Here is an 11676-nt window from a genome sequence, read left to right as displayed (position 1 = left end):
ACGATTTCATTCCCCCGGAAACGGTAAATTTGTAATAGTTAATTGCTCACCGTTAAAAGCAGATAGTTATGTTCAAAAGTATCTATCCTTACACACAGGAATTAATAGCAGAGTATAAGGAACACACAGCAAATGAAATTGAAACCAAACTGCTGAAAGGCGAGAAGGCATTTCGGGACATGTTAAATATCCCACTGGATCAGCGCCGGCAATGGATGGCTCAAGTAGCTAAGTCCATGCGCGACAATGTAAAGGAGCATGCCACGATTATTTCCCAGGAAATGGGGAAGACCCTCCAGGAAGCCACAGCGGAAGTGCAGAAATGCGCGACTACCATCGATTATTATGTCGAAAATATAGAACAGATCCTCCAACCACGTATTATAAGCTCAGATGCCTCAAAAAGTTATGTATCTTATGAGCCCAAAGGGATCATTCTGGCAATAATGCCCTGGAATTTCCCTTACTGGCAGGTTTTTCGTTTTGCAATTCCCAATATTTTAGCAGGAAATGCAGGATTATTAAAACATGCCAGTAATGTGAGTGGCTGTGCACTGGCCATTGAAAAGCTCTTTACGGAGTCGGGATTCCCGGAAGGAACCTTCCAGACGGTGTTATTATCGTCCCAACATATAGAGCCTATCATCGCAGATCCGCGCGTGCAGGGTGTTACCCTCACTGGCAGTACCCCTGCGGGGAAAAGTGTGGCTGCGCTGGCAGGGAAATATATCAAAAAAACCGTCCTGGAGCTGGGAGGTAGCGATCCTTTTATTGTGTTGAAAGACGCCGATATTAAGGAGGCAGCCAAAGTTGCAGTGCAGGGACGTATGCAAAATGCTGGTCAGTCCTGTATTGCCGCCAAACGCTGGATAGTGGAAAAACCGGCAGTAGCGGAGTTTACACAGGCGGTAGCGGAAATCCTTCAGGCCATGAAACAAGGAGATCCGATGTTGGAAAGTACCAACATGGGCCCAATGGCCAGACCCGATTTAGCGGAGGATCTGGGAAGACAACTGAAAGAGACAATTTCCCAGGGTGCACACCTGGTCTTGGGTGGCACCTATGAAGGATGTAACTTTGCCCCTACACTGCTGACTGGTGTCACCGCAGATATGACCGCCTTCCGGGAAGAAACCTTCGGACCACTGGGCGTCATCATTGAAGCGGCGGGTGAAGAAGCAGCGATAGCACTTGCCAACGAAACAGATTTCGGTCTGGGTTCCGCGTTATGGACAAAAGACCTGGAAAAAGCAGCCCGACTGGCACGCCAGATTGAAAGCGGCAATGTATTTATCAATGCTATGGTTCGTTCTGATGCCCGGTTACCATTCGGAGGAGTTAAACAATCCGGATATGGCAGGGAATTATCATTGGAAGGAACACACGAATTTTTAAACGTTAAGACCGTTTACATACATTAGGCTTTTAGAACATGACCACATCTCTGAAACGCGACCGCTTTACTCCCTATATCACTTTCTCCCGTAAAGAATGGGCAGAAAGAAGCGGCGATGCCAAACTACAGTTGGCAGACTATGACCTGGAACAATTGCATGGTATGAATGAGCCACTTACACAGGAAGAGATTACGCAGGTATATCTTCCCCTGGCCCATCTATTAAATCTCTATGTAACCTCCTCCCAGCAGTTACATAAAGCCACCAGTAATTTCCTGGGAAGCCAACACCTGAAAGTGCCTTATATCATTGGAATAGCTGGTAGTGTTGCAGTAGGTAAAAGTACCACAGCAAGAGTATTACAACGATTATTACAGGCCTGGCCCAATCATCCGCGGGTAGATCTTGTTACCACAGACGGCTTCCTCTATCCCAATAAAGTCCTGGAACAAAACAATATCATGAACCGTAAGGGATTCCCTGAAAGCTATGATATTAAACGCCTCGTTCACTTTCTGGCAGATGTCAAATCCGGTAAAGAACGTGTAGCCGCGCCATTATATTCCCATCTGGAATATGATGTACTCCCAGGACAACTCCAATGGATAGAACAACCGGATATTATCATCGTAGAAGGCGTAAACGTACTGCAGGTACGTCCTCGCCAACAACAGAAAGATCCGGCCGTATTCGTATCAGACTTCTTCGATTTTTCAATATATGTAGATGCCGCTGAGAAAGATATCCGTAAATGGTATATCGCGCGATTTGAATCCTTGCGTCAGACGGCCTTCCAAAACCCGGATTCATTCTTTCACAGATATGCTGGACTGTCCGATGGCGCCACCGTGGAACTCGCCACTCAGATTTGGGAAGATATCAACAAACCCAATCTGGAACAGAACATTGCACCTACGCGCTACCGTGCAGGCCTGATACTGGAGAAAGGTAGTAACCATTTTGTTCAATCCATCAAACTCAGGAAAACCTGATCGACATGCAACTACTGTTTTTAAGAAATGCCACATTCCTATTGGAATGGAACAACAAGAAAATCCTGGTAGATCCCATGTTGGGCACTAAAGGAAGTATGGATCCTGTCCCCAACACTGCCAACGCTATCCGCAATCCCACGGTGGATCTTACGCTTAGTGACATTGCAGTACAAACCATGGTACAGGATATCGACGCAGTATTACTGACTCATACCCACAGAGATCATTGGGATGTGACCGCACAGGAGATGCTCCCAAAAACGACCACGATTATCTGCCAACCGGAAGATGTGCAGAAAATTACTGATGCAGGATTCATCAACGTTATCCCCGTTAATGACAGTATTACCTGGAATCAATTTACCATTCATCGCACCGGTGGCCAACATGGTACCGGCGAAATCGGTAAACTGATGGCTCCTGTTTCCGGCTTCGTAATCACCGATGGCGACCAACGATTATACATTGCTGGAGATACTATCTGGTGCAATGAGGTAAAAGAAACCCTGGACCGCTTCAAACCGGAACATACTGTAGTAAATGCAGGCGCCGCAAGATTCCTCCAGGGAGATCCTATTACCATGACTGCGGAAGATGTATTACAGGTCATTAATCATCCTGCAAATACAAATGTTATCGCAGTACATATGGAATCAATCAATCACTGCACCCTCACCAGGGAAGACCTGGCCGTTGCCGTGGCTGTTGCTTCCAAGGAATGTAATATTCCAGATCCGGGAGACTGGATTATGCTGAATTAATTCACTTCTCCCCTTTCTTCCATTATCATCACATTTACCATTTACGCTGCAATAACAGCAGCGTAAATGGTTACTGGCCCCAGCTGGATTCAAGTCTTCCTCCACAAAAGTATTTCCCTCGCATTCTCTCCGATCCCAATGCAGTGCTTAATACAACTACCTCCCAGCAAGGATTTCCGCGACCTACTGTATTAAACCCATTCATTAATATGGCTGGCATTCCCCATACTCATTTCTCTCGCAGAAATAGTAAACGTAATCTTCATTGGATGCTTGTCCACATAATCAAATACTTCCTCAAACTTCACCAGATACCCTTCTTTAAATTCCAGGGATTTTAACTTGGCATCTGTATCTCTCTTATAAAAAGTAATAGTACCATCTTTCCTTTCAAAATTATTGACCATCCATTCAAACAAATCTGTTTTTCCGGTGGATTCCACTGTCAATTCAATACGTCCTCCTCTTGTAATGGCAGAAGGTCTGCCCGTTGCATCCGTTTCCTGGTGCAGCTCATAACTTACATGCTGCACGTTGTACTGCTCACCATTCACGGTAAGAATTGATTTAAATGACATACTTTCAGATTTAAAAGGTTAACAAATAATCATCAAGGGGATGTTTGTGTATGGTTAGCCATCATTAACAAACGACAGTTCTCCAGCTCTCTGGACTTCCCATCCAGTTGCTGCTGTAATTGTGAGACTTCCATTCTCAACGCCATGATCGTTTGCTGCGCATCTCTGCATTCTCTTAATTGTTGCTTGCTTTGTTGGAGTGACAAACAACACTGCAGGATATCGTCATAGAAATTAAATCCCGATTCTTTGGGACTAATATGGTTACGCATACCCGCCAACGTAGTAGCGATCAGCTGATCCACATAGCTGCTGTTCTGTCCGGGATCATTGACGGTTGACAGTTCCTGTTTTACTTTTCCTAAACCGTCACTGAACTGTTGTTGTCGCGCCCATCTTTCCCCATGGTATATCAACTCGCTGCGTAACATGTTATTCTCTGCCACCGGGACTTGATAATACAGGAACACACCCAATATCAGTAGTCCTGTTGTTAGCAGATAAAACAACAGAAATAACAAGAATCCCTTTCTTCTTATTTGGCTATTTAAAGGCTCCATAATTGAAAATTTTATTCCGAAAAGGACCATTTGGATTTACGTGTGCCTGTAGCAATTGGCGGTTGACCAAGACCTTCTTCTTTTACAAAAATGTTACCGTCCGGTTTCTTACCAATGTATTCCAGCTTCCCTATGGCAGCGAATACTCTTTGCATGATTCTCAGAAAACTCAAAGCACTATGGAATGCCGTCTGCATATCCACATGATGATAGGTTGCCACCACCAGGTCATAACATTTCGTTTCAATTTCTCCTGCTGGCACTCCTGACCATTCTGCAAAGTATTGCAGTATCTCCTCTCTGCTGCCTGATGCCCTTTGTTCCAATGCCGACAACCATACGCCGCCAGTAGTTTTAGCAAGCGTAAAAAGATGAAATGGCGAGTCCTGCCCCACCTTATCCTGATAAAATGGAAGCGACCAACTCAGCACCTGCCCCACATGTTCAGCCAGGTACAAAATGATAGCAGCCATTTCCTGTTGCTGATTCCTGGAATATATTTTCTCGATTATTTCCTGACAACTACAACGTACTTGCCTTAATAATACCATGACTTCCTCTCCTATTACCATTAGCAGAGGATGAGCGCCGATGCTGATACATGGAGGAATATAACCTTGATCCACTTCCGCCATATGGTTCTTTACTACCACCCGGCCAATTGTAAGTTGACCGGGCAACAGTCCTTCTACAGGAATATCCTGCGTCGCTACCATTGAAAGCAAGAGTCGGTCCATAGTATATTTTGTTCTGCATGGAAGCACGTCTGGTACCGGATCTCCTGCCGGAATCCGCTGATAATAATCTGTATGGATGATTACATACCAAACACCATCCTGTTTTGGCGTCTGCCAATGAAAAACAAGGCTATCCGAAATAACCCTTCCTTCAGTAGTTACGAGTGGGAATTGTATTAACATTCCCGCTGCTGTAATTGCCTGACAGGTATATAATTGCAATACACAACAATGAGGGTCTGTTTTAAATTGTAAGTGTAGATTCTTCTCTGGCAACGAACGCATTCCCAACAACCCATAATTGTGCTCATTCAAAATAGACGCAGCTGTTCGCTGAACACGTTCTAACAGGGCATTTTCCATGGTAGTAAAATCTTCCTGCCGCACTTTCATTCCGTCCACCCAGTTTACCATTGGATGATTTATTATTGTTTGCATGTTTCAATATTTATAGAATGAATCCTTTCACAAAGAATGATGCTGTTTTCTTTAATACCATTACTGTAAACCGGTAAATTAGGATCTATTACTCTTGGCCACCAGTAACTGCGTATACGATAACATCTCCATCTGCAACCTTTCGGATCTTCTGCAGAAAGATCTATCGGTTGTTCCGGATGCCGGGCATTATAATCATTGATAAAATGGTAAAAGAATAACCCCCATGTTACATGACGCGGCGCTCTGGCCCGAAATCCAGTAAGTCCGCCACCCGTGTTTTTTTTGAGCTTCAATGCAATTACCAGGAGATCTTTCATATCATTTTCGGCGATCTCCTCGTACTCCTTTTCAGTCGGATAATACCAATCCTCATATAATGCAGGGGGAATTACCAATACCACTTCCCACAGTTCCCAAAAACAAACAGGGATCAGGAAGTCAAGTAGTCCAACACCAATAGTATAAGGAGGAAGCTGGTCATATAGCTGTAAACAATGCGCCAGAAGAAGGAGGGTTATACCAAGTATAATGATAAATATACCATGAAGGGCCTTCATCTTTGGAGACCATTTCCCATACTGACCACAGACCACCGCCACTATACCACCGGCAAAGGAGGCAGCCGCTCCAAGCATAAATACGCCATTCCAGGAAATACGGTTAATACACCGGGAGAATAGAAAACCACCTGATAATAATGACAGTAGAAATATCATCGCAATAACCAGAGATGTTACATTCCTGATATTCAATGCGCTTCTTATCAACCAAACGCCCACCAATATCAATACTGCAACGGCAATAAGTAAATAAGTCATTTCACATATGATTCTGGGTTAACAATACATATATCCATCGATGGCACAGATATAATCCTTCTGATCAACAAACGGTTGCCAGATAATCTCAAGCCCGGCTGGGAGTAACAGGCATGCGAGTAACCGAAGGAATTTCCCTTCATTCTTCCAGGGCAGGAAATCAGCGGCTACAGATACTTCTACCGGCCCTATCTCTAAAAAAAGCTGCGGTACATCTTCCCCGATTACATCCCCAAGTACTAAATCCATTCCCAATACAGCCACCATCCCTTCTTTGGTCATTCCAGGATTTACGCAATTACTCAGAGACTTGCAAACAAAGGATACGGGCTGTTTTATTATCCTTGATATAAGGGTAACAGCCATCGGGATACTGTTACAACTTCGTATATCCGATAAAAAAGGAATTAATCTCATTAGAGAATGGGTATCCTCCATTCCACTGATAGCTCGCAACAACCCTACCAATACAGGCACAAAGGATGTTTCAGTAAGCATACAGCCCTGCTCAAATAATAACTGCTCCATAGGCTGAAAAAGTAGACATGCCGCTGCTGCCTCTTTCTTCAACTGACGACTGACATTCGCCATCACCTCTATTCCCACTGTATCCAATGGACAATCTGCTATATGAAATAGTCCTTCCGGAAGTTGATGATACAAACCATTCCGGTTCAATATTACATGTGCCATCGCTTTATTCACCACCATGCGCTGGATATCGGTACTATACGCGCGTACAAAACCACCCGAGTAATTGACAGTTAACTCGCGATGCAGAAATAGTGGCATTAAAAGCTCTGCATTAATGAAATCATCAAAAAAAATATCAGGCATAATCAATGGGTTAACTGAAAAAAATATTGCCTGAAGGAAATGTGATAAAGAAGTGAATCAGAGGTAAGCAAAAATAAATAATCGCATCAATACAAAACAAAAAATCAAAATAATTTTTTAGAAAAAATTTCTAATTCCTGAAATAATAATTAAACTTGTAATCATTACATGTAATTTTTCTGCAACCTACCTCCCCTTTAGCAGAAGTTAACCCAAATCATTAACCATGTTACATTTCAACCTTCCCTTCCTTCGGGAACGGGTCCTATTTTTTACGATTAATGCCAATGGTTTACTAGGTATTTTCCTATGTTGCATCCGTGCACATTCACCAGCATCATGTATACAAAAGGGAATCGAAATAAAACGTAATCGAATTTATAACGATGAAGTATACACGACAAACGATACATTAAGTTTATTCATTCCTACCATTAAAAAGCCTCATCATATTTTCTGGATACTTCCAAATCATCGATATGCTGAAGGTTTAGGAATCTCACAAAAATTTCGCCAGCCCGGAATCCAGGATATACACGTATTTACAGGCATCTGTCACTACTTTCGGCGCGTAACTGTACAACCGGCAATAATTAATACAAAAGATACAACTGCAATATACCCTGCTATTATTGGCCCTGGAAGTGTAACAGTGGGTACTGCTGCCACCTTTGGTTCCAATCAGCCAGCAGATGTAAGCTTCGCATGGCAACTCTCCGGTAAGGAAGATAGTATATACAACACACCAACGGTCACCTATACTTTTCGTTCCCCAGGCGAAAAAATACTTACGCTTATCGTCAACCGGGACACTGCCCGTATGGCGGTTAAGCGCATCCACATATTCCCTCCTCCCATATTGACCAGTACTCCCGCCCCTACTGCACCTGCTCCTCCTCCCATCCCCCACCTACCCATTAAGAAGGTGGAACCTGCAGTGCCATCCATCACAGCAGAAGAATTCAGGTTCATGCTGCAACAGGTAATTTATGGGAATAAACAATTCACCGACTTCTCCGAATATCTCTGTAATAATATTCAAACACCCGTCATCATCAATGAAAAAACAATGATGCCATTCAATCAGTTCTGCCTACAAATCAGAGGGAAAAAACGGCTATCCATTGACCAGGTAAATATAACCCGGGACAAATCAGGTTGTATTACAGCGCTTAACATTCAGTACAACAAGAAAAAATTTATCGGACTATTTTAAAAATTCAATATGAAACCAACATTTCTTAAACTGCCATTAGACATCCAGGCCCTTATAACCGGTAACCACAAACGGACACTTCAACTCAAATCATCCGTTATTCAACACATACAATTACTGGTACAAACAACTAAGGGAGAATTTCCAGCTAATCCCGAATATGGATGCAGCATCCAGGAACAACTGTTAAAACTGTCAAGTCCGGCGCATCTGCTAAAAACAGACCTGGAAGCCATTGTACTCAACTGTATTACAAAACATGAAAAACGTCTCCACCAAACGGATATCCAGGTTACCCTGGAACGTTCATTGAAAAATAATAGCCACCAACAATCTTTCGCACATTTCACCATACGCGGACATACGATAAAACCCGTCCAGCCATTCGAATTTGAATTTAAACTGAAGATAAATCCAGTCACTTTCAAACTATAAATTGAATGAAAACTACTATAAAAGAACGTCTGTTACGGCTGGCATGTCGCGCATGGAACCTATCAGAACAGGATATGGATACATTACTTGATCCGGTAGTAAAGTTGCTCCTGGAAGGGCTGGCAAAGGAGCTGGAGAAATTACAAAGTGAGCATTACACTCATCAAGCGCTTATGATTGAAAGGTTAGCCAGCATACTAATTCCATCCATTCATGCTTGCAGTCAACCTGCGGACCTGCTGTTGCATGCCTTACCAAAAGAAGAAATAATCATTACACCTCAACAGGAATTTATTACTCAGCTTCCTCAAATCGCTGAAAAGATTGCCTTTATTCCTGCCGGCAATTATAAGCTGACACCTGGTCATATTACGCATGTCGTCAGTCCTGACACTGTATTGCAAATAAACGAGCTTATGCAAATAAGCGTATTAGTAAATGATACTATCTGGTACAATACACCGTCACAAATTTATGCCCGATTGGAATACCCATCAGGCGCCATAGCAGATCTACACCATGTTTCCCTGTTCTTTCAGGTTCGCAATACGAACCTCGAAACATTATTACAACAGGTACTACCCATCGCAAAGCTGTATGTCAATGATCAGCCTATCCGGATCATTAGTGGTTTTCCTAATGAGCTAAACGCCAGCCATTCAGCTACCAACTGGACTTTCTGGCAACAAAAATATAGACAACAATTCCTGACTATTCTGGATCATTATGACATTCAGGAGATAAAAAAACATATTCCTGAACCTTTGCGGCAGTATCAACAACAAAATGAATTAAAGACTTTAGAAGAAGGTATCTGGTTAAGAATAGAGCTACCAGGGTTCCCTACGGAAGTTCTTCCTGATATCATCTGTCAGGTAAATTGCTTTCCAGCAGTAAACCTACTGGAAATGTCCTTGTCACTTACGGCTACACATGAGTTTCAAGTCCATGTACTTTCAGGAAAACAATATTTCTATCACCTTCATTCCTGTACCGATCAACTTCAACGTAGCTATCAACAAGAAAAGATCAAAACAATATCGGACTTATTACCTGGAGAATTCACCTGCGATTATCCTGTTCGCAAAAGATGGGAGGAACATGACTTACAGCAACAGCTACAATTTATCATACACCGACTTCAAGAGGAATACCGTTTACTGCAACCAACACAAAATGGCATCCTATTGCAACAACTACAAGACTTGCAGCAGCTTATCTCCGACATGCATCAACACATCCACCAGGAGGAAAAATTCAAGTGGCCCATTCTCTCCATAAAACCTCTACCAGATGCGAATTTCATCTTTCTGAAGTACTTTTGTACTGCTGGTGAACTTGCAAACAACATCCCACTATCAACAGCATTCCAAACAACTGAGGATGAATCCTATATAAAAGGTAGTATCAAATCGATGACTGTTTCAGCTGGAGGTAAACAACCCTTAACCACTACTGGCATTACCCATCATTTCAGGCAACAATTCTTTTCCGGAAATAAAATAGTCACGCCTGCGGATATCCGGTTATGTTGTTTTGCTATTATGGGAGAACATCTGCTGGACTGTCATATTGAAAATGGCTATAGATTGTCAGCTAGTATCCAGGAAGGCTACAGGCGCGTACTACAAATATCATTAGTTCTCAATAGCGGAGGATTACCATATGCCCCATCCTTACTCACACACTACAAGGAATGCATACTGCAGCAATTACAGGAAAAATCCTTTCAACTACTGCCAGTATGCATTTCATTTATTCAGGATGCTTAATAGTTGCATTCCTACTCCTACCCTTCTCATTTCTCTTTCGTTCCTACTTTAAGTCATTCAATACATCAGCCAAGTACGGCGGTGTGTATACTACCTCTTAATCCTTGATAGTTTTGTATCCTCATCCCAGGTCCACAACCATCACGATTAACATCTACTTACCATTCGATTCGTTCCTGGCAATATTTCGATCATCTAAAACCCTTACATAGCTTTGTATGGCTGATACTTCATCATCATATTGGGTACACGTACCCTTTCTACTTATCCTAACCAGGTTTCAATATATGTTTCGGTAATGCCGCCGCCTGGATTTTTAGTATCAGTGGATCTGCAATATTCCTCATGTGTACCACCGCATACAGTTCATCTCGTTTATCGATCACTGGAGCGGCTATTACTAATACTTGCCGGATATTGGCTTTTCCCGGAAGCATTAATGAAGGTAGTTTCAAACAAGTTCTTAATGGCAGGATTGCATTTGTAGCGGCCGTTTTCATACATACGGATATATGGACAATTTCCGCAGGTAATCCGGCATTATTCCTCCAATACCAACGCAGGTACATTAAACCATTCAGCTTCATGACATCTTCCAAGCCGAAGGTAATCGCAAGTTTCCGGAGCTTACAAATACTCCCTCTTCTATGCTGTAAGCGATAATCAGCAGCTATGCGGGAAGCAATGACCGTATCAATGGGATTGAGTATGAGCATAGTATCTGCCGCTTCGCTGCATGTACTCAACTGCCTGCGTAAGCGTTCCTGTGGGTGATTACCATCGCTGGCTCCGGCCTTCTTCTTGGAAAAATCCATGTTCAGAACAGCCATATCTACCGATGCCCGATAAACTACCACCAGGTAGTAAATCTGCTTTTGCGTAATGACCACAATGTTCGTCGCGGTTGCAAAGGGGTGCTGTACCTTTAGCAATACCAAACGCCCCGCCAGTGTATGTTCATATTCCTGTTCATTAGTAGTTCCCGACTGCACAGTAACCACTCTTGAAGGGAAGGTCAGCACAGTTACTGCTCCTTTAGTTACAACAACAGTATCTGTTATTCCCCATACGGTTACTGATAGCAGTATTCCTATGAGGCTCAAAACTGTTTGCTTTAAGGGATTCCTAT

Annotated in this window: 12 protein-coding genes; 6 read left to right on the top strand and 6 right to left on the bottom strand. The window is 42.9% G+C overall.

Features of this window, described 5'->3' with window-relative positions; genetic code table 11:
- The first annotated feature begins 68 nt into the window (after positions 1 to 68).
- The 3 genes from CLV59_RS11500 to CLV59_RS11490 are packed head-to-tail and all read left to right on the top strand — an operon-like array spanning position 69 to position 3153.
- A complete protein-coding gene (locus CLV59_RS11500) occupies positions 69 to 1421 on the top strand; it encodes an NAD-dependent succinate-semialdehyde dehydrogenase (RefSeq protein WP_111592173.1) in 1353 nt (450 codons plus the stop codon).
- A gap of 11 nt (positions 1422 to 1432) precedes the next feature.
- Positions 1433 to 2389 (top strand): type I pantothenate kinase, encoded by a 957-nt coding sequence (gene coaA, locus CLV59_RS11495; RefSeq protein ID WP_111592172.1) that lies wholly within the window; start codon positions 1433 to 1435, stop codon positions 2387 to 2389.
- Between the two features lie 5 nt (positions 2390 to 2394).
- Positions 2395 to 3153, top strand: coding sequence for an MBL fold metallo-hydrolase (locus CLV59_RS11490; protein WP_111592171.1), 759 nt, complete (start codon positions 2395 to 2397; stop codon positions 3151 to 3153).
- A gap of 191 nt (positions 3154 to 3344) precedes the next feature.
- Here CLV59_RS11490 and tssD read toward each other — a convergent pair whose 3' ends face one another.
- From tssD to CLV59_RS11465, 5 genes are read right to left on the bottom strand one after another with little or no spacing between them, the layout of a single operon-like run.
- Positions 3345 to 3731, bottom strand: a complete 387-nt coding sequence (gene tssD, locus CLV59_RS11485) for a type VI secretion system tube protein TssD (protein WP_111592170.1) — start codon at positions 3729 to 3731, stop codon at positions 3345 to 3347.
- Between the two features lie 32 nt (positions 3732 to 3763).
- Positions 3764 to 4291, bottom strand: a complete 528-nt coding sequence (gene tssO, locus CLV59_RS11480; RefSeq protein ID WP_146616169.1) for a type VI secretion system TssO — start codon at positions 4289 to 4291, stop codon at positions 3764 to 3766.
- Positions 4292 to 4302: 11 nt separating this feature from the next.
- Complete coding sequence (locus tag CLV59_RS11475) at positions 4303 to 5466, bottom strand: hypothetical protein (protein ID WP_111592168.1); 1164 nt, start codon at positions 5464 to 5466, stop codon at positions 4303 to 4305.
- Positions 5454 to 6287, bottom strand: coding sequence for a TssN family type VI secretion system protein (locus tag CLV59_RS11470; protein ID WP_111592167.1), 834 nt, complete (start codon positions 6285 to 6287; stop codon positions 5454 to 5456). Before CLV59_RS11470 ends, CLV59_RS11475 begins: the two co-directional genes overlap by 13 nt.
- An 18-nt stretch (positions 6288 to 6305) precedes the next feature.
- Entirely contained in the window at positions 6306 to 7124 is an 819-nt protein-coding gene (locus CLV59_RS11465; RefSeq protein ID WP_111592166.1) for a hypothetical protein, read from the bottom strand.
- 652 nt (positions 7125 to 7776) lie between these two features.
- Here CLV59_RS11465 and CLV59_RS29105 point away from each other — a divergent pair.
- The 3 genes from CLV59_RS29105 to CLV59_RS11450 are packed head-to-tail and all read left to right on the top strand — an operon-like array spanning position 7777 to position 10547.
- A complete protein-coding gene (locus CLV59_RS29105; protein ID WP_211323808.1) occupies positions 7777 to 8340 on the top strand; it encodes a PKD domain-containing protein in 564 nt (187 codons plus the stop codon).
- A 9-nt stretch (positions 8341 to 8349) separates the two neighbouring features.
- Complete coding sequence (locus CLV59_RS11455; RefSeq protein ID WP_111592164.1) at positions 8350 to 8775, top strand: GPW/gp25 family protein; 426 nt, start codon at positions 8350 to 8352, stop codon at positions 8773 to 8775.
- A 5-nt stretch (positions 8776 to 8780) separates the two neighbouring features.
- Positions 8781 to 10547 (top strand): type VI secretion system baseplate subunit TssF, encoded by a 1767-nt coding sequence (locus CLV59_RS11450; RefSeq protein WP_111592163.1) that lies wholly within the window; start codon positions 8781 to 8783, stop codon positions 10545 to 10547.
- A gap of 269 nt (positions 10548 to 10816) precedes the next feature.
- On the opposite strand, the gene CLV59_RS11445 is transcribed toward CLV59_RS11450, so the two are convergent.
- Complete coding sequence (locus CLV59_RS11445) at positions 10817 to 11650, bottom strand: hypothetical protein (protein ID WP_170137715.1); 834 nt, start codon at positions 11648 to 11650, stop codon at positions 10817 to 10819.
- Positions 11651 to 11676: the final 26 nt, after the last annotated feature.

The sequence above is a fragment of the Chitinophaga dinghuensis genome (genome assembly GCF_003259435.1).
Classification (GTDB): domain Bacteria; phylum Bacteroidota; class Bacteroidia; order Chitinophagales; family Chitinophagaceae; genus Chitinophaga; species Chitinophaga dinghuensis.
This window is presented reverse-complemented; position numbering and strand designations above follow the sequence as displayed.

Bases quoted from the DNA above. Each gene is read 5' to 3' on its own strand.
- CLV59_RS11500 (WP_111592173.1), top strand. From the start codon at position 69: ATGTTCAAAAGTATCTATCCTTACACACAGGAATTAATAGCAGAGTAT.
- CLV59_RS11490 (WP_111592171.1), top strand. From the start codon at position 2,395: ATGCAACTACTGTTTTTAAGAAATGCCACATTCCTATTGGAATGGAAC.
- coaA (WP_111592172.1), top strand. From the start codon at position 1,433: ATGACCACATCTCTGAAACGCGACCGCTTTACTCCCTATATCACTTTC.
- CLV59_RS11465 (WP_111592166.1), bottom strand. From the start codon at position 7,124: ATGCCTGATATTTTTTTTGATGATTTCATTAATGCAGAGCTTTTAATG.
- CLV59_RS11455 (WP_111592164.1), top strand. From the start codon at position 8,350: ATGAAACCAACATTTCTTAAACTGCCATTAGACATCCAGGCCCTTATA.
- CLV59_RS11450 (WP_111592163.1), top strand. From the start codon at position 8,781: ATGAAAACTACTATAAAAGAACGTCTGTTACGGCTGGCATGTCGCGCA.
- tssO (WP_146616169.1), bottom strand. From the start codon at position 4,291: ATGGAGCCTTTAAATAGCCAAATAAGAAGAAAGGGATTCTTGTTATTT.
- CLV59_RS11475 (WP_111592168.1), bottom strand. From the start codon at position 5,466: ATGCAAACAATAATAAATCATCCAATGGTAAACTGGGTGGACGGAATG.
- CLV59_RS11470 (WP_111592167.1), bottom strand. From the start codon at position 6,287: ATGACTTATTTACTTATTGCCGTTGCAGTATTGATATTGGTGGGCGTT.
- tssD (WP_111592170.1), bottom strand. From the start codon at position 3,731: ATGTCATTTAAATCAATTCTTACCGTGAATGGTGAGCAGTACAACGTG.